General features: G+C 38.8%; 17 protein-coding genes. 5 read left to right on the top strand and 12 right to left on the bottom strand.

The window, feature by feature from the left end; genetic code table 11:
• Nucleotides 1-9: 9 nt before the first annotated feature.
• The 4 genes from ACFSR6_RS12465 to ACFSR6_RS12450 all read right to left on the bottom strand — a co-directional run bounded on the left by ACFSR6_RS12465 (nucleotide 10) and on the right by ACFSR6_RS12450 (nucleotide 3931).
• Nucleotides 10-1569, bottom strand: a complete 1560-nt coding sequence (locus ACFSR6_RS12465; protein ID WP_379079320.1) for an N-acetylmuramoyl-L-alanine amidase — start codon at nucleotides 1567-1569, stop codon at nucleotides 10-12.
• Nucleotides 1566-1934, bottom strand: a complete 369-nt coding sequence (locus tag ACFSR6_RS12460) for a BlaI/MecI/CopY family transcriptional regulator (RefSeq protein ID WP_379079317.1) — start codon at nucleotides 1932-1934, stop codon at nucleotides 1566-1568. Before ACFSR6_RS12460 ends, ACFSR6_RS12465 begins: the two co-directional genes overlap by 4 nt.
• A 538-nt stretch (nucleotides 1935-2472) precedes the next feature.
• Nucleotides 2473-3144: a DUF1345 domain-containing protein gene (locus ACFSR6_RS12455; protein WP_379079314.1), complete on the bottom strand. Its 672-nt coding sequence runs from the start codon at nucleotides 3142-3144 to the stop codon at nucleotides 2473-2475.
• Between the two features lie 4 nt (nucleotides 3145-3148).
• Nucleotides 3149-3931, bottom strand: coding sequence for an O-methyltransferase (locus tag ACFSR6_RS12450; protein ID WP_379079311.1), 783 nt, complete (start codon nucleotides 3929-3931; stop codon nucleotides 3149-3151).
• Between the two features lie 44 nt (nucleotides 3932-3975).
• Between ACFSR6_RS12450 and ACFSR6_RS12445 the strand changes: the two genes are divergently transcribed.
• Both ACFSR6_RS12445 and ACFSR6_RS12440 read left to right on the top strand, forming a co-directional pair.
• Entirely contained in the window at nucleotides 3976-4839 is an 864-nt protein-coding gene (locus ACFSR6_RS12445) for a transglutaminase-like domain-containing protein (protein WP_379079308.1), read from the top strand.
• Between the two features lie 15 nt (nucleotides 4840-4854).
• Nucleotides 4855-5967, top strand: coding sequence for a glycoside hydrolase family 18 protein (locus ACFSR6_RS12440; protein ID WP_379079305.1), 1113 nt, complete (start codon nucleotides 4855-4857; stop codon nucleotides 5965-5967).
• On the opposite strand, the gene ACFSR6_RS12435 is transcribed toward ACFSR6_RS12440, so the two are convergent.
• From ACFSR6_RS12435 to ACFSR6_RS12400, 8 genes are all read right to left on the bottom strand, one after another.
• Nucleotides 5962-6447: a CAP domain-containing protein gene (locus tag ACFSR6_RS12435; protein ID WP_379079302.1), complete on the bottom strand. Its 486-nt coding sequence runs from the start codon at nucleotides 6445-6447 to the stop codon at nucleotides 5962-5964. The genes ACFSR6_RS12440 and ACFSR6_RS12435 overlap by 6 nt on opposite strands.
• A gap of 67 nt (nucleotides 6448-6514) precedes the next feature.
• Nucleotides 6515-7342 carry a glycoside hydrolase family 16 protein gene (locus tag ACFSR6_RS12430; protein ID WP_379079299.1) on the bottom strand — a complete coding sequence of 276 codons (828 nt, stop codon included), beginning with the start codon at nucleotides 7340-7342 and terminating at the stop codon, nucleotides 6515-6517.
• A 343-nt stretch (nucleotides 7343-7685) separates the two neighbouring features.
• Nucleotides 7686-8486, bottom strand: coding sequence for a hypothetical protein (locus ACFSR6_RS12425; RefSeq protein WP_379079296.1), 801 nt, complete (start codon nucleotides 8484-8486; stop codon nucleotides 7686-7688).
• A 40-nt stretch (nucleotides 8487-8526) separates the two neighbouring features.
• The gene (locus ACFSR6_RS12420) at nucleotides 8527-9438 is read right to left on the bottom strand and encodes an alpha/beta hydrolase (RefSeq protein WP_379079293.1); all 912 of its coding nucleotides are present in this window, start codon (nucleotides 9436-9438) and stop codon (nucleotides 8527-8529) included.
• A gap of 2 nt (nucleotides 9439-9440) precedes the next feature.
• On the bottom strand, nucleotides 9441-9986 hold the full coding sequence (locus ACFSR6_RS12415) for a hypothetical protein (protein ID WP_379079290.1): 546 nt from the start codon (nucleotides 9984-9986) through the stop codon (nucleotides 9441-9443).
• A 57-nt stretch (nucleotides 9987-10043) separates the two neighbouring features.
• A protein-coding gene (gene prfB / locus ACFSR6_RS12410; RefSeq protein WP_379079288.1) for a peptide chain release factor 2 occupies nucleotides 10044-11118 on the bottom strand; the annotation gives its coding sequence in 2 pieces (ribosomal slippage) (nucleotides 10044-11057 and nucleotides 11059-11118; 1074 coding nt in all).
• A gap of 146 nt (nucleotides 11119-11264) precedes the next feature.
• The gene (locus ACFSR6_RS12405; protein WP_379079286.1) at nucleotides 11265-12569 is read right to left on the bottom strand and encodes an amidohydrolase; all 1305 of its coding nucleotides are present in this window, start codon (nucleotides 12567-12569) and stop codon (nucleotides 11265-11267) included.
• 132 nt (nucleotides 12570-12701) lie between these two features.
• Nucleotides 12702-13211, bottom strand: coding sequence for a hypothetical protein (locus tag ACFSR6_RS12400; RefSeq protein WP_379079284.1), 510 nt, complete (start codon nucleotides 13209-13211; stop codon nucleotides 12702-12704).
• A gap of 318 nt (nucleotides 13212-13529) precedes the next feature.
• Here ACFSR6_RS12400 and pgi point away from each other — a divergent pair, with 318 nt between their 5' ends.
• From pgi to ACFSR6_RS12385, 3 genes are all read left to right on the top strand, one after another.
• The gene (pgi, locus tag ACFSR6_RS12395; RefSeq protein WP_379079282.1) at nucleotides 13530-15176 is read left to right on the top strand and encodes a glucose-6-phosphate isomerase; all 1647 of its coding nucleotides are present in this window, start codon (nucleotides 13530-13532) and stop codon (nucleotides 15174-15176) included.
• Between the two features lie 243 nt (nucleotides 15177-15419).
• Entirely contained in the window at nucleotides 15420-16733 is a 1314-nt protein-coding gene (locus tag ACFSR6_RS12390) for a M16 family metallopeptidase (protein WP_379079280.1), read from the top strand.
• 33 nt (nucleotides 16734-16766) lie between these two features.
• Complete coding sequence (locus ACFSR6_RS12385; RefSeq protein WP_379079278.1) at nucleotides 16767-18845, top strand: M16 family metallopeptidase; 2079 nt, start codon at nucleotides 16767-16769, stop codon at nucleotides 18843-18845.
• Nucleotides 18846-19045 lie beyond the last annotated feature (200 nt).

The raw sequence follows: 19045 nt of genomic DNA, 5'->3' as shown, positions 1-19045 counted from the left end.
TTTAATTATTTAGCATCCACGTTTTGAGAACTGTACAAAGCCGTCTAAAATCAGGTTACTGATCTTACGGATATTTTGTTCCTGGTTGATGTAATCGAGTGTTTTCTGATCCGAAATATTTCCCATTTCAATTAAAATCGCAGGTACTTTCGATTCTCTGAGCAAGAGCAGGTTCGCATCTTTTAAAGAATCTTTTACCGCCAAACCATTCAATTGTTTCAGCTTGCTTAAAATGCCTGCTCCAAGATCTTCGGCAGCTTTAATATTGCCATTTAGTTTAGAAACATAAACTTCAATTCCGCCAAAAGGGGCTGAGGCGTCTGCACGTGCAGCATTATGGTGGATAGAAATAAATGCTGTGGCTTCCTGTTTTGGCAATCGGTCGCGAAGTGAGATAAACTGGTCAGAATTTCTGGTGAGTATAACCTTAATGCCTCTTTTTGCGGCCTCTTCTTTCAGTATATTTACCGCTCGCAGGTTCAGGTCTTTTTCCTTTTGCCCATCAAGGCCAGCTACCGCACCATCTTTACCCCCGTGACCGGCATCAATAACCAGCACAGGAGCTACCTCTTTTAAAGCAGGTTGCGCATTCGGATCAACTTTAATATTGCCATTTAAATACCTCATGGCATAAACGTTTGGCCCTTGAGGTGCGTCTACAGCGGCCAGGTTTCCGCTTGCAGCTTTTGCTACAATAATTTCTTTGCGGGTTACGAAGGCCATACAGCAAGTTATTAAAACTGGCATAACGGCCAGGTAAGCCAGCTTTTGAAGCTTTACATTTTCTTCTTTGTACAACATCGTAATCCTGTTTTTTAACGGAAGTTTGCTGAAACTATTCACCACTAAATTTTTAGCAGGCATCGCCAGGTTTAACAGCAGTGAAGCATATATTTTTTTATCTGCAAACCGGACGCTTCCACGATCGGCTAAAAATTCATGGTTATGATCAATCGCATTGCGCCAGAAATAAATGACAGGATTAAACCAAAGAACAACGGTTATCAGGTTAGCCAGCAGCTTATCAACCACATGCCATTGCTGCACATGTATATATTCGTGCCGGATAACCAAATGCTTTTCATCATCCGGCAAGGAAGCATCAACTATAATCTGGTTAAAAAAAGAGCAGTTTTTTATCGTCGATTCCTTATCCACCAAAATAATAGCGCCATCTTTACCTATCGCATGTTTGCGTAATTGAACCTGGATACGAACCATCATAAACAAGATCCTGAAAACAAGGATTGCCAGGATAGTGTAATAACCATATATCAGTAGCTGATTCCACTTTATATTATCATTAACTGATTTTACCACACTTTCGTTGTCCTGCTCTGTAAAACCATCGTTATTATAGGCAATTTTTGATGAGGTTTCTTCGCTGGCGACCATCACTTCATGCCGGTTTTCGAGGGTAATGGCCGGAATGCCAAAACTCACAATCAGCATCAACAATAAATAAGCGCGGTTAAGGTTAAAAAAAGTAAGCCTGGCCAACAATAACCGGTAAACCGCAAAGAATAGAAGTGTACAGGCCGAAACCTTTAACAAATAGATTAAAATCATGGTTTTGAGTTTTGGTTAATGATCTTTTTAATTTCTTCTATATCCTTTTCACTTAACTTTTCTTCTTTTACCATAAAGGATAGAAGACTGCTCGGAGAGTTATCAAAATAACCCGAAAACAATTTAGAGAAAGTAGTTTTGGCATATTCATCTTTGCTAATGGCCGGAAAATACTCGTATGTTTTTCCATAAGCCTTGTAATTAACATAACCTTTCTTCTCTAAAAGCCTGACAATTGATGAAATGGTATTATAGGGCGGCTTAGGCTCTTCATCCAACTCTTCTATAATGTCTTTTACAAATGCCTTTTGCAGTTTCCATAAAACCTGCATAATGCGCTCTTCTGTCTTGGTTAATTCTTCCATAACCAAATCTATAACTTATTTTTCAGTTTTACAACTATAAAATAAGTTATATTACTGAAAAATCAGTTTTAAAGAATAAAATACTGATATTCAAATAAATAAAATTAATTTTCTTGTTTATTTGAAAACAAATGGTCTGTGGTTCTTGGCCAATGCAGCCCTGCCATTCGCTTTACTCCGTTACACTTCGTGCTCGCTGCTGTCAGGTTATGATCGAATGGCTTGCTCCTGGCATGGAGCCAAAAGCATTTAACCGTTGTAAATAAACCCGATTGGACGAATGCAAATTTCTTCAATCAGCAGAAGGGAAAGAGGGACTGAAGTCCGCCAAAAGAACAGAAACGTTCATTTTCCTAAAACTGATATAATATAGCGCTCAATAGAATACAGATGCTGCGTGCCTCAGCATGATCGCTTAGGTTGTTGCTTAGATGCCCCAAGGTGACTGAAGTGGTCAAAATACGACATAATAAAGTTTGATAGATCTCCCCACTCCGTTGCACTTCGGTCGAACTGAAGAAATTAAAAAGTGATTTGCCTAATTACTTAAACCTGCAATGGCATTAATGGTTAGCGCTACAATTACTGTATTAAAGATAAATGCAATTAAACTGTGTAAAAGGGAAAGCCTCCTGATTTTCCGGTCTGAAATTTCCACATCAGAAACCTGGAAAGTCATACCGAGTACAAACGAAAAATAGGCAAAATCGACAAAATCCGGCTCTTCATCGCCGGGAAATTCTAATCCTGAGCCTTTTTTTTCAGTATTACCATCCTGATCGTCGCCATAATAAAGATGCGCATAACGCATGCTAAAGGTGGTATGCACCAAAAACCACGATAAAAACATGCCGGCAATGGCTACAATCATATCAAGCGGTTTAATGTCCTTATTGATCAACAATAAAACCACTGCGAGTAATCCTGCAAAGGTCGAAATCACCACAATGGAAAAAATTTCTGCCCGGGTTTCATCCTGCATCCTGGCTTTGAGATGTGTTTCGGCCACAGAAGTGTGCAAAAACATGTACCAATGCAAACTGATCAGAACCAAACAGAATCCATCCCAACCAAACATAACATGGGCAAGCACACTCATTTCAATAAAAAACGAAACCAGGTAAACTGCAATTCCCGAAAATAGGCTGGTTAGCAAAATAAATAATGCTGATCTTTTTTGGATACCCTCTAATTTCGGTTCAATGTTCATGTTTTTAAAATTTAAGCTTAAAGTGTTCTTTTGCCTGCCCCTTTTTAAAATAAACCAGGCCGATCCAGAACAGGTCAACCGTTACGGTAACATCGGGGTGGTTTTTAATTTCTGCCCAGGCTTCTTTCATTCCCTCGCTCCAATAAATATCGTCAAAAATCAGCAGCGAATTTTCATTAACTTTTGGCAGGCACCATTTAAAATAATTCAGGGTAGCATCTTTACGGTGGTTTCCATCAATGTAAACAAAGTCCAAACCGGGCTGTCTGGCAATAATATCGGGCAAAATCACATCAAAATTACCTACATGAAGCTCGATATTGTTAAGATTTAACTCCTGAAAATTCTTTTTTGCCACTTCAGCCGTCTGCGGACAACCTTCTATGGTAATGATCTCTGTTTGCGGATCCGTTTTGGCAAGATAAGCTGTAGTAATCCCTAAACAAGTACCCAATTCTATTGCACTTTTAGGCCGGGCGTTTTTTGCCAAACGATAAATCAACTTAGCCAGACGTGGACTTTTCAATGCATTTTTTGCAATCTGGCTTACTTTTTTTGTACGGTTTTTATTCAGATGGGAGCCTGCTCCAAGATCGGTAACGGTGATTACCGAATCGTCATTAAAAAGTTTTTTTCGCTGTTCTTCTATATTTTTGTATTCAGATTTGTCGGTAAAATCGTAAATTACCTCATCAGCTAACTTGTACACAAATGGGGAGTGTGTTCCATGTCGGCTTTTTGCTGTTAAACGGTGTTTAAGATAATCTGTAATAAATTGAAATAGCATAATATTGCAAAAGTAATTAAACACTGCAAACGTAGGTATGTTTTATGGAAAATAACGCTGAGATAAGTGCTTTAGTAAAACTTTTGGATGATCCAGACGAGGAAGTATTCCATCATGTAGAGAAAAAACTGCTTGAATATGGCGGTGAGGTAGTACATTTTTTAGAAAATGCATGGGAACAATCTTTTGACGGGCTTTTACAAGAGCGTATTGAGAACATTGTGCACCAGATTCAGTTTAAAACGGTTAAAGAAGATTTAAATTTATGGTATTTAAGCGGTGCTTTTGATTTATTGCAAGGTGCCCTCATTATTAACCGTTATCAGTATCCTGATTTAGACGAACAAAAAGTAATTAACCAGATCGAAGAGATTAAACGCGATATTTGGTTAGGCCTGCAATATGAAATGAGCTCAGTTGAAAAAGTGAAGCTCATTAACCATGTGCTTTATCAGCAATATGGCTTTGGGGGAAATACCAAAAACCACCACGACCCTCAAAATTCTTATTTAAACCAGGTATTGGAAAGTAAAAAAGGCAACCAGATTTCGCTGGCCATTATTTATTCTACCTTGGCACAGAAGCTTGATTTACCGATATACGGAATTAACCTGCCGCAGCACTTTATTTTGGGCTATATTGATGACAGTAAACAGCAAGGAACTGAATATGGCGTTCTTTTTTATATCAATGCCTTTAACCGTGGCAATATTTTCGGCAAACATGATGTAGACCAGTTTTTACGTCAGCTTAATTTAGAAGCCTTGCCAGAATATTACAGGCCTTGCAGCAACACTGATATTATCCGTCGGGTAATCAGAAACCTGATTTCTGCTTACGAAAATGCGGGGGCTACTGATAAGGTTGCCGAACTAAATGAACTACAGGATATTATTGCCGAAAAGTAGTGTATCCCAAAGCCTATGCATAAAAGAAAACTTACTGTACTGTTCCGCATTACAGCCATCATCTCGTTATCATTTTTGAGTATCCAATTAAAAGCTCAAAAAACAGTTAAACCCAATGTTATTGCCTATTACACAGGACAGAATTCAGTGATCGATAGTTTTCCGATAGAAAAGCTGAGTCATTTAATTTATAGTTTCGGACATGTAAAGGGCGATAGTTTAAACATCAGATCGGCTAAGGATTCGGCTTTGATTACCAGAATGGTTGCTTTAAAACAGCGCAACCCTGCTTTAAAAGTGATGATCGCGCTGGGCGGCTGGAGTGGCTGCGCACCTTGTTCTGAAGTTTTTAGCAGGGCCAACGGACGGAAAACCTTTGCTAAAACTACTAAAGAAATCCTTGATTTTTTCCATGCCGACGGAATTGATATCGATTGGGAATACCCTGCTGTTTTAGGCTATCCCGGACATAGGTACACACCGGAAGACAAGCATAATTTTACTTTATTGATTAAAGAATTGCGGAAGAAACTCGGCAAAAAAATGGAGATCAGCTTCGCAGCAGGCGGAACAAAAAACTGTATCGATTCCTGTTTTGAATGGGACAAAGTAATGCCTCTTGTAAACAGGGTAAATTTAATGAGTTACGATCTGGTTAGCGGCTACGCCGTTAAAAGTGGTCATCATTCGCCTTTATACGCCACTGCTGAACAAGATTTATCGGGAGATTATGGCGTAAAAACCTTAATAAAACTGGGCGTTCCGGCACAAAAAATAGCCTTAGGAGCTGCTTTCTATGCCCGCGTTTTTGAAAACAGCACCGATGCGAACCAGGGTTTATATCAGCCGACAAAATTTATTAGTGGGGTTTCTTTCAAAAATTTCAAAAAAGAGTTTTCGAGCTTAAACGGTTACAATTATTATTGGGACGAAACTGCCCAGGCCCCATACTATTATAATCCACAAACTAAACGCATCGCCACGTTTGATGATCCTAAATCAATATCATTGAAAACCAAATATGTGATTGATCAAAAACTAAATGGCATTATGTTCTGGGAGCTTACCGATGATGCCTATACAGATGGTTTGTTGAATGTAATCGATAAAACCATAAAAGAATTATAAAGAACTGCCAAAGGTTACTACCCAGTAATTGCGCGTTGTACCTACGCCCGCTTCTTTACTTTTAGCATCCATCATTGCTTTGCAGTGGCTTACGCTACTTTTCCAGGCCGCAATAACCTGATCAACCTGGCTGTATCCCCTGGCAAGATTTTCAGCTTTAAAATCGCCGGTGTAACCTGCATTTAAAGCTCTTTCTTCTGGTGTACCGCCCTCTGGCGATAAATGATCAAAATAGTTTCGCTGTGCCATATCTTGAGCATGTGCCTGTGCGGCGCCCTGTAATTGTTTATTTTGTGATAAATTGGGTACCGGGGGCATGTAGCTCGTACCACAATTACATCCATGCTGTCTTAATTCATTAATTTTAGCGATCACCACCAAATCAATATCCTGATCTGGCAAAGCCATTTCATCTTTTTTACATTGAACCAGTAAAATAAAGAGCAACATCGCAGCAGAAACAGTCAGGCATTTTTTCATATTCTATTTTCCCTCAGAAAGGAGGTAACTTACGGTTACCTCCCCCAATGCATGTTAATTTTACGGATTAAAAAGCTCTTTCCCTGCCCATATAAACATTTTTACCAGTATAAAAAGTATCGCCAGACGGACCAGGAGAACCGCTATCGCCTTCCATTTGCATATTGATGATAAGCCACATCGGTTTATTTACAGAATTACTCATGGTATGTTTTGCTACCCAAACGTTATCAATATAGTAATGGCAATCTACATCGGTTGCACTTACTTTATTGTACCAGCATTTGTAATTATGGTACGAGCCTGCGTTAGAAACTGTTGTGAGTTTATTTTCCCAGCCACCATCGTAAGTATTCTGCCAGTTGGTATTATTGCCTTTAAACTCCATAATATCGCTTTCCGGTGGCCACGAATTAACCCCGGTGATCCAAAAAGCCGGCCAGGTACCTTTATTGGTTGGTACGGCAAAATCACCAGAAATCGTATAACTCGGAAACTGATCGTTAATTAAAACCTGCTGTTTGGCATAACAGGCACCCGAGTTATACCATATGGCCACGTTAGTAAAACCGTTGGCTGTACTGTTTCCGGGTGAAGAAGCAAGGCGTGTAGCTTTAATGGTTAATACTCCTCCGCTTAATGAAAGCTGGTTATGGTTTGTGGTACTTCCTACCATACGGGCAGAACCGTTATGATCGGTGCCCCAGGGATAATTATAATTCCACTGTGCTTCGAAATTAGCATAACTGGTCAATGAATTTCCATCGATCAATGTTTCCCAGGCTTTAACTTCAGCTTTTTCTGCTTTAACTTCAGTTTTATCTTTCTTACAAGATAAAAGTCCGGTAAACAGGCATACCCATAGCAGACACCATTTCATTGTTTCTTTTCTCATTTTTTTTGATTTTAGGTAAATATTTGGTTAATTGTAAAAGCTTTACGCCTGATCTTAACCTCATATAAACCCGAAATACAAACTACATTTACCATCAAAAAACCGTAAATCAGCTTGAATTTAATTAGATAATTTGGTTAGATCACTTGTAGCACATCAAAGTTAAAACCGACATGCTTGTAAGCAAATTTATACATACCAATACCAAAAAATAAGGGGTTAAATCGTAAAAATAGAGTGGTAAAATGGGAGTTATAATTCGTTTCCAGAAAAAACAATAATGCTATATAAAGCAAAAGCCTGACCACAAAATTGTGATCAGGCTTTAATAGTGTTTTAAATGCTATTTACAGTTATAAGTTAAACTCAAAGTAGTTGTAGTTATATCGTTTGCACTTCCACCGTTATTAATGTGGCTTTTAATCACAATCGAAGTTGCATTGCCTTTAGCATCAAAAACATAAGAATATTCCTCTGTTTCTACATTAATCAAGTCGCTCGAAACTGTAACTGACTTTTTAAGTACGTTTTTGGATGTTTTTCCAAAATAATTACCAGGGATGTAATCCACTATAGTAGAAATTGGATCAACCATCTGGCAAGCATTTACCGCAATCTCGCTAGAATATTCATAATTCGTTGTTTCTACACTTCCATCTTCGGCATAGGTTACTTTGATCTGTTTTAAATTACCATCTGTATAGCTAAGTTCGGCAGTAGAATTCAGTCCGTTCATTAAATAGCTTTTAATTACTGTTACATAACCATCAGCATTATAAGTATAAGTCCTTGTTGCGCTTACACCCGGAAAAAAGTCAGATAAATAACTGGATACTGCCCTTCCGTTCGACAGGGTAAGTTCTGTTTTTTCACCACTTGGGAGCGTACCCGTAATTTTGGTATCGGAGTAGGTATAAACCATCGTTTCATTATCGCTGGTTGCACTCACTAACTTACCAGAAGCATCATATTTATAGCTGATTGTAATTTCATCCAATGTATCGAAATTAGTCTTTAAGCTCGTGAGCTTACAACCATTTCCATTAGGGTCGAGCTTGGCATTCCAATTAATTTCTTTTTTACAGCCCGCTATTGCAATAACAGCTACCAGGGCTACTATTGCACATTTAATTGTTTTTTGCATTAAAATTTCTGGTTAAGAGGTTAAAATATCGGCAAAGATATTAAAACTTTTCTTTTTTCATCCAGGCAACCAATAAGTTAAACCAATCTACGTCCGAAGTTTTGTTTACCAGGCCAAAACCATGGCCGCCCTTTTCGTACAGGTAAATCTCCGTATCTACTTTATTCTGCTTTAGTGCTTCGTTCATCAATACGCTGTTTTCATAAGGCACAACCTTATCATCTTTAGCATGCACAAAGAAAACTGGGGGCGTTTTTTTGTTTACATTTTTATTGGCAGAAAAATAGTGTTTAAGGTTTTCGGGCGGATTTGGCCCCAATAAATTTTTCATCGTACCCGTATGCACAGATTCTTCAAAACTGATAACGGGATAAATTAATGCGCCGAAGTCTGGCCTTAAGTTTATTTTTTCAGGGTTGGTAATCTTTAAATCGTTATAATGCGCAATTAAAGTTGATGCGAAATGCCCCCCCGCAGAGAAACCCATAATCCCGATTTTATTGGCTTTAATGCCATACTTTTTAGCATTCTTCCTGATCAGATAAATAGCCTGCTGTGCATCTTGTAAAGGGCCGTAGGTTTTATCTACCATAATGACGTCGCTAGGCAAGCGGTACTTTAATACGAAAGCCGTTATGCCAATGGAATTAAATCTTTTGGCCACATCAGTTCCTTCGTGACTAAAGGCAAGCGAGTGATAACCTCCGCCCGGACAGATTATTACAGCTGTTCCGGTTGCAATGTTTTTAGGTGCTTCAAAAACAGTGATGCTTGGTATTGATACTTTGGTAACACTTAAAGTACCATTTGGGCGCACCTCGGTATTTTCTACATAATCAGCAGGTGTGGGCTTAGCGCCCGGAATGTCGCCAGTATACAATGGAATTACTTCTTGTGCTTTCAAATTAATTGTTAAAAAAGATAGAATAATCAGGTTTAAAATAAATTTCATATCTATTTGGTTTCTTTTTTAGTAGATCTAAGATAAAACAATAGTGATTTATATTCTTCCTCAGCCATTAAATAAATGGGGATGAAAAATGGAGAGGGACGCAACGCATGAGTAATACTAATGTATTTATCATAAACTTTAAAACCGGTAACGATCTCCCATTTGACAAATGACCTGTAATATGTTGTTATCCCTTCAACCCCCTCATCCGAAATAATAATCTTTCTGTAGTTTGAATGATTAAAAGCCTGATTTAAATTATTCTTTAACGCGGTAAAAAAATTACGTTTAGCCCTGAAAAACCTAATCAAAAACATCAAGGATATCAACCAACAGATAAATAATATTTCCTGATCAATTTCTCTGTCCAATTCTTGGGTGATTGGTGTATTTTTAATCATATTATAGAAATACACATAAAAAGCAATGCCTAAGACAAAAAATATCAATGAAATAACTAAAAGCTTCTTTCCGTATACACGCCAAATAAGCTGATTTGCTTCAAGCATACTTTGCTTAACATTATGATCTTCAATGTTTATATTCATAATATATGAATCAGCCCTATATGAATTATTTTAAAATCGTTGTATTAATTCACTAATTTAAAACTCCATTAAATATGCCTTTAAAAAGTCGTTGATATCTCCGTTTAAAACCGCATCAGGGTTAGAAGTCTGATAATTTGTACGGTGATCTTTAACCCGCCTGTCGTCCAGTACATAACTTCTGATTTGCGAGCCCCACTCTATTTTCTTTTTCGACCCTTCTATCAGCGCAGTTGCTTCGTTGCGCTTGCGTTCCTCAATTTCGTATAACTGTGATTTTAATAATCGGATGGCATTCTCTTTATTCTGCAGCTGGGATCTCGACTCCTGGTTTTTAATAATAATACCTGAAGGCTTGTGATATAAGCGCACAGCTGTTTCTACCTTGTTTACATTTTGTCCACCGGCACCACCAGCCCTAAAGGTTTCGAATTCTATATCGGCCGGATTAATATCGATCTCTATCGTATCGTCTACCAGGGGATAAACATACACTGAGGCAAAAGAGGTGTGCCTGCGGGCATTTGAATCGAATGGAGAAATCCGTACCAAACGGTGTACTCCGTTTTCGCCTTTAAGGTAACCATAAGCAAAATCACCATCAAACTGGAGAGTTACTGATTTTATACCCGCAATCTCCCCTTCCTGGCTATCTTGCTCGGTAATTTTGTAGCCGTTTTTTTCGCCCCACATCAGGTACATCCGCATCAGCATGTAGGCCCAGTCGCAGCTTTCCGTTCCACCTGCACCAGCGGTAATCTGCAGTACGGCCGGAAGTTGGTCTTCCTTGTTCCGGAGCATATTTTTAAGTTCAAGCTCTTCTACCGCAACTTTAGCGATCTCGAACTGGTCTTTCATTTCTGCTTCCGAAGCATCTCCGGATTGGAAAAAATCAAACATCACAACTGCATCCTCAACCGCATTATGTGTTTTGTTGAAGCCATCTGTCCACTTTTTCTTTGCACTGATTTCAGCTAGAATTTTTTCTGCTTTTTTTGGATCGTCCCAGAAATCGGGCGCCATTGTTAATTTTTCTTCTTCGCGGATGGCGTAAAGTAGCTCATCAACGTCAAAGATACCTCCTCAGCGACGCTACCCTGTCCCTTAAATCCTGAATTTGTTCTTTGGTCATGCAACAAATATAGGAAATCGCATTGAGCATAGCGCATGGCCGAAAGCAATTTACAGTTTACAACTGGCAAATTGCAGTTAACCATCCTGCAATGAACAATTATCTCCATAGAACAATTAACCGGTTAACCCAATGAACGAATAAAGCTATTTCTTCATCGCCATATAATCCAAAGTAAGGTTGGACAACAATTTAACGCCTAAAACAAACCCGCTCTCATCAAGGTAAAAATCTGGTGTATGGTGCGATGGCGCTTTTAAAGGATCTTTACCTTTTGGCATTCCTCCCAAAAACACGAATAAGCCTGGCACTTTTTCCTGGAAGAAAGAGAAATCTTCTGCCCCGGTAACAGGTGGCTTCAGCTTAACATGCTCCTTACCAGCTGTAGATTGCATACTGGGCAGCATCTTTTCGGTTAACGCGATGTTATTAAAGGTAACAGGATAATGATTGCTGTAAGGAATTTTAACTTCGGCAGTTGCACCGCCAGCTTCGGCTGTTTTGGTGGCGATGGTTTTGATACGCTCAATAAACATGGCTTCATCTTCTTTGCTGAAATTACGTACGGTACCCAACATCTCCACCTTTTCGGGGATAATATTGGATCGTACTCCTCCATTAATAGCCCCTATGGTAACCACACCAGGGTTTTCAGTTACATTTAAGTTCCGGCTTACAATGGTTTGCAGGTTATTGATAATCTGCGAAGAAATAACCACCGGATCAATGCTGCTCCATGGATAAGCACCATGTGCCTGTCGGCCGGTAACGGTAATTTTCATATCGTTTACTGCGGCCATAGTTCCACCCGGGCGATATGTTACCTCGCCAACCTCTGTTTGAGAATTAATATGCAACCCGAAAATCACATCAACCTTAGGATTTTCCAGTACCCCCTCCTTAATCATTAGTGCGGCACCACCCTCATCTCCTGGAGAAACGCCTTCTTCTGCCGGTTGAAATATGAATTTTACTGTTCCCTGAATATCTTTTTGCATCGAGGCCAGTACCTCAGCTACACCCATCAAAATGGCCACATGGCTGTCGTGCCCGCAGGCATGCATTACCCCCACTTCTTGTCCATTATATTGCGTTTTCACTTTTGAGGCAAATGGAACATCAACCCTTTCAACCACGGGCAGTCCATCCATATCGGCACGTAGTGCCACAACCGGACCAGGTTTACCCCCCTTCAAAACCCCTACCACACCCGTTTTAGCCACACCTGTAGTTACTTTTATTCCTAATGCCTCGAGGTGTTTTGCAATAATACCTGCTGTTCTTGTTTCGGTATTGCCCAGTTCAGGATGTTCATGAAAGTCGCGTCGCCAGGCGATTACTTTTTGCTCAATGGCGTCTGCTTTTTTCGAAACCAATGGTCTTAAATCTGATTTTTGGGCAAAGGCATTTAATCCCATGAGTGAAAAACCGATCAGAAATATTTTCTTCATAAATAAATTGTTTAGTTTAGGTGCCCTAAGCTAAACAATTTTGCGGAGAGATGGAATTGAAACTCGAACTGCGCGATAATCACTATACCAACTACCAATTCGTGACCGGTAGAATGTCAGGCAGCGTGAATTTTACCCAAACATCCCCTTCAACTTATCCATAATCCCACCTTCACCAGCCTGACCACCTTGTTGTGATTGCCCACCGCCATTGAACATCCCGATTACATCACTCATATCAAACTTACCGTCATCGCCGCCCAAACTCCCTAAAACATCCTTAATATTAAAAGAACTGTCGTTAGGATCATTTGTTTTTTGGGTAAATTTGGCAATAAGCCCAGGGATGATGCTCGACGCCAAAGATTTTGCCGTATCAGCGTTTATCCCCAGCCCACTTAATTTATCGATAAAACTTCCAGAGGCCTGCTCAGCAACCTGGGTGCCTTCTGCTTTATTTCCATTAAAGATATCAGTTAAAGCACCAATATTACCTGACGATAATTGGTCCTTCAGACTATCGAAAATAGATCCGGAAGCAGCCTGTATAACGGCTTCATTATGCTCGTTCGGAATAGCAGCGTTGTTAACAACACTTTCCTGTACGTTTTCACGCACCATTTCATTTAAATTTTCTAACATAAGTGCAGCATTAAAGGTTAAAATAATTAATGAACCAACAGGTATTGTTTAAAGTTAAGCTCTTTAATCGAGATTAAAAATTATAAGTTCACTACTACAAAAAGTTATTACAATTTATCCCCGCTCATGATTTTAATTATAGGTTAAGCAGTTAGCTTTAATATTTTCTCCATTACAAAAAATTACTGCATACAGGGAAAGTTCCACTACATTGCATTTTATGCTGATGAAGAAATTTAATATCTTCTTAACGATTTTGAACATTAAAAAGACGGTTTTAAATTTTTGCTTTATTACTTTTACAAAAAAACAAAGATTATGTTACCTAAAGTAAATTTTACAGAAACTGAGGCCTACAAATATTTAGCCGATCATTTTATAGATATTAATCAAAAAAGCATTAAAGACCTTTTTGCTGATGATGCAGATCGTTTCAATAAGTTTTCTGTTTTCTTCGAAGATATTTTACTGGACTATAGTAAAAACCGCATCAGCGATGAAACATTGGCACTGTTAATTCAATTGGCACGAGAGTGCAAATTGGATGAAGCCATAAAATCCATGTACAATGGGGATAAAATCAACGAAACAGAAGACCGTTCGGTACTCCATATTGCTTTACGTAATTTGAGCAATACCCCGATTTTGGTTGACGGTAAGGATGTAATGCCGGAAGTGAACGCGGTTTTAGCTAAAATGGAGAAATTCAGCAACAGCATTATTAGCGGTGAATGGAAGGGTTATACGGGCAAAGCCATTACAGATATTGTAAATATTGGTATAGGCGGCTCTGATTTAGGTCCCGTTATGGTTACCGAAGCATTAAAACACTACAAAAACCACTTAAATATTCACTTTGTTTCTAATATTGATGGTACACACATAGCAGAAACATTAGCAAATCTGAATGCCGAAACTACCTTATTCTTAGTGGCATCGAAAACCTTTACTACACAGGAAACCATGACCAATGCACATTCTGCACGTACCTGGTTTTTAGAAAAAGGAGGCAAAGAAAAGGATATTGCCAAACACTTTGCTGCCCTATCTACCAATGCAAAAGACGTTTCGGCTTTCGGTATCGACACTGAAAATATGTTTGAGTTTTGGGACTGGGTTGGAGGCCGTTATTCGTTATGGAGCGCTATTGGTTTATCCATCTCATTAAGCATTGGCTTCGATAACTTTAAACAATTACTGGCCGGAGCGCATGCTACCGATAACCACTTTAAAACGGCTGAATTTGAAAGCAACTTACCTGTAATTTTAGGTTTATTGGGCGTTTGGTACATCAATTTTTATGAGGCAGAAACACAGGTTATTTTACCTTACGACCAGTACCTGCACCGTTTTGCCGCTTATTTTCAACAGGGGGATATGGAAAGTAATGGTAAGCATGTAGATAGGAACGGCAATGAAGTTGACTATGAAACCGGACCGATTATTTGGGGCGAGCCGGGTACAAACGGCCAGCATGCATTTTATCAGTTGATCCACCAGGGAACCAGAATTATACCTGCCGATTTTATCGCACCTGCACAGAGTTTAAACCCTTTGGGCGATCACCATCCAATTTTACTGTCCAATTTCTTTGCACAAACTGAAGCTTTAATGAATGGTAAAACCGAAGAGGAAGTTATAGCCGAATTAAAGAAAGAAGGTAAATCGGATGCCGAAATTAAAAAAATCGCACCGTTTAAAGTATTCGAAGGCAACCGCCCTACAAACTCTATTTTATTAAAAAAGGTAACCCCTTATACTTTGGGTAGTTTAGTGGCTATTTATGAGCACAAAATATTTGTTCAGGGCGTAATCTGGAACATTTTCAGTTTCGACCAATGGGGGGTTGAGCTTGGCAAGCAGCTGGCTAAAAAGATCCTTCCTGAACTGGCGGGTGATGAAAAAGTATCGAGTCACGATAGTTCTACCAATGGCTTAATTAACCAATACAAGGCCTGGAGGTAAAATGAATAAAAAAGCGGGTAGAAATACTCGCTTTTTTATTTAAAATCCTATAATTTAGGCCCATTCTTATTATTTCACGCTAGTGAAAAGCCCAAATTAACTTATTATTGAAATAATTACCTGATTTTGATTATTTCTAACCCTTAAACAAACTAACTATGGAACATCATAGGCATATTAATTACAAATAATAAAAAATATGTTAATGACAGTTTCATAACCATAAAAAACAATTATAAACCTATGAAAAAAAGAATACTTTTTGCTTTGGCCATTTCCAGCCTGTGCTTAAGTGCTTCTGCACAAAAGGTAAAATTTACCGAATTTGACCTCGACAATGGCCTGCATGTTATTTTACACCAGGATAAAACTGCTCCTGTGGTTGCTGTTTCAGTAATGTATCATGTAGGATCAAAAGATGAAGATCCTCAACGTACCGGTTTTGCTCATTTTTTCGAACATTTATTGTTCGAAGGCTCTAAAAATATTAAAAAAGGCGATTTCATGAAACTGGTAAGCAGCAATGGAGGCCAGAACAATGCTAATACCTCGCAAGACCGCACCTTTTATTTTGAACTTTTTCCATCAAACCAATTGGAACTGGGTTTATGGCTGGAAAGCGAACGAATGTTACACCCGGTAATTAACGAAAGTGGTGTAAAAACACAGAATGAGGTAGTAAAAGAAGAAAAACGCCTGCGTATCGATAATTCACCTTATGGAAAATTTACCGAAAAAATATTCTCACATTTATTTGATGGCCACCCTTACCGCTGGCAGCCGATCGGTTCGATGGAACACTTAGATGCGGCAAAATTAGATGAGTTTATTGCTTTCTTTAAAAAATATTATGTACCTAACAATGCGGTTTTAACCATTGCCGGCGACCTGGATATCGATAAAACCAGCGCTTTGGTAAAAGCTTATTTTGCAGAGGTACCTAAGGGCGAACCGATAGTACGTAAAGATTATAAACTACCCGAAATTACCAAAGAAATTATCGATACCGCTTATGATGCAAACATCCAGATTCCTGCAATTTTTGCTGCTTACCGCGTGCCCGGTATGAAAACCAGAGAAAGTAAGGTTTTAGGGATGATCAGTTCTATCCTGTCTGAAGGTGGAAGCTCAAGATTAAGCACCAAAATGGTAGACCAAAAGAAAACTGCACTGCAGGTTGCCGCTTTTAACTATTCATTGGAAGATTACGGAGCCTACATCACCCTTGCATTACCGAATAAAAATACTCCGCTCAACGATCTTTTAAAAGATATTGATGAGGAAGTGTTAAGGCTTCAAACCGATCTGATCAGCGAAAGCGACTACAAAAAGGTGCAAAACAAGTTTGAAAACAATTATGTGAGTGCAAACAGCAAGATGCTTGGTGTTGCTGAAAATTTAGCTGATGGCTATACTTTTCACGATAAGGATACGAACGATATTAATGAGGAACTGGAGGTAATCAGATCCATTACCCGTGAAGAAATCAGGGATGTTGCCAAAAAATACCTGAACAAAAACCAAAGAGTTGTATTGTATTACTTACCTAAAAAATAAGCTGACCGCTTTTTCATTTTAATTACTAAAAACATGAAGAAATTATTCATTATAGCTGCAGTTTCCTTATTGGCCCAAGGTATTTCAGCACAAACTATAGATCGTAGCCATAAACCAAAACCAGGCCCCGCCCCGGTTATTACCATAGGCGACCCTGTTATTTATAAATTAGCTAATGGTATTACCGTTTTGGTGGTAGAAAATCATAAACTACCTAAAGTTTCAGCCAGTTACAGCATTGATGCCGGACCAATTACAGAAGGAGCAAAAGCTGGCGTTATAAGTTTAATGGGCAGTATGCTTAATGAAGGTACAACGACCAAAACAAAAGCGCAATTTGACGAAGCTGTTGATCAGCTGGGCGCCAATGTAAGCGCAGGAGCAGGTGGCGGTTCTGTATCAGCCTTAACACGATATTTTCCTCAGGCATTTAATTTAATGGCCGAAAGTATCCGTAAACCCGCCTTTCCCGCAGAATCTTTCGAGAAATTAAAATCGCAGACCATTACAGGTTTAAAATCTAACGAAAAAAGTGCTAAAGCCATTTCAGCCCGAGTAGTAAATGCATTGGCTTATGGTAAAAACCATCCAAATGGTGAATTTGAAACCGAAACCTCCCTAAATGCCATTACTTTGGCAGATGTAAAAGCTGCTTATCAAAAATATATTACTCCTTCTAGAGGCTATTTAACCTTTGTGGGTGATATTAAACCAGAAGCAGCAAAAGCTTTGGCCGAAAAAGCATTTGGCGATTGGAAAGGAACAACCTTAACATTACCTGTTCTTGCTAAGGTTGCAAATCCAGCCAAAACAGAAGTCGATATCGTTAATGTAAGTAATGCCGTTCAATCTGAAATTACCGTGGTTAACTTAATCGACCTTCCGATGAGCAGTCCTGATTATTTCCCGGTTTTATTGGCTAATCAGATTTTGGGTGGTGGTTCTGAATCGAGGTTATTTGATAACCTTCGCGAAAAACATGGTTTCACCTACGGGGCCTATTCAAGTACAGGATCGGGCCGTTTCCAATCCAAATTTTCTGCTAATGCAGCAGTGAGAAACGAGAAAGTTGATAGTGCAGTGGTCGAATTTTTAAGAGAAATTAACACTATCCGTACCACAAAGGTTACCGCTGATGAATTACAAAATGCCAAAAACCTGTTTAACGGATCGTTTGCATTAGGTTTGGAAAACCCGGCACTAACTGCAGGTTTCGCCAGTAATATCTTAATTAATAACCTACCTAAAGATTTTTACCGCACCTACTTAAAAAGGGTAAATGCCGTAACTACCGACGATATTTTAAGGGTTGCCAAAAAATATTACAATCATGACAACGCCCGTATCGTTATTGTAGGTAAAAGCGATGCATTTGCAGCCGGTTTAATTAAAGCAGGTTTTAAAACACAGGTTTATGATAGTTATGCAAATGCAGTTAAAGCAACAGAAACCAATGCCATACCAACAGTTGCACCCGCAGTGATTATCAAAAACTACATTAAAGCCATTGGCGGTGAAGAAGCTGTTAAAAAAATAACAACATTACAGCAAAACGGTGAAATGGAAATGCAGGGGCAAAAACTTACGGTGATCATTAAAAACATGGTGCCTAATCTAAGCAGTATGGAAATTTCTATGGGTGGCCAAACTGCCATGAAACAAGTTTACAATGGTAAAACCGGTTATTCGATGCAGATGGGCCAAAAAGCTGAATTAACCGGTGATGATCTGGCTGAAAGGAAAGACGACAAAGGCTATGGAGCCCAATTGTATTATGCAACTGACGGAACTAAAATTGAAGCAGCTGGTACGGCAAAGGTAGGGACTGCTGATGCATATAAATTAACCATCACTTCTCCATCCGGTAAAAAGAAAACAGAATATTACGATGCTAAATCGGGGCTACTTTTAAAAGAAGAGCGTACCGTTACCAAAGGAGGAGCTGAAATCAGTCAATCTACTGAATATTCGAACTACAAGAAAGTTGGCGAGGTATTATTTCCATTTACCTTAACCCAATCGGTTGCAACTCCACAAGGTTCGCAGGAATTTGCAGTATCAATTAAAGACATCTTAGTAAATCCACCATTAAAAGCCGAAGATTTTAACTAGGTTTTAGATAAAGTTTAATAAAAAAGCCGTCCCGGTGTAAAATCGGGACGGCTTTTTTTATGTTTTTTTTTATTGAAGGCAACCTATTGTAAAAAGTTTACGTATCTATTAAGATTTCCGTAGAAATTACTTAAAAACCTATAAATACAATAATGGCTATTGACATTTTTAATAAGCAAACCTTACATCACACAGATTAG

Source organism: Pedobacter vanadiisoli (assembly GCF_042684385.1).
In the GTDB taxonomy this organism is placed as follows: Bacteria; Bacteroidota; Bacteroidia; order Sphingobacteriales; family Sphingobacteriaceae; genus Pedobacter; species Pedobacter vanadiisoli.
This window is presented reverse-complemented; position numbering and strand designations above follow the sequence as displayed.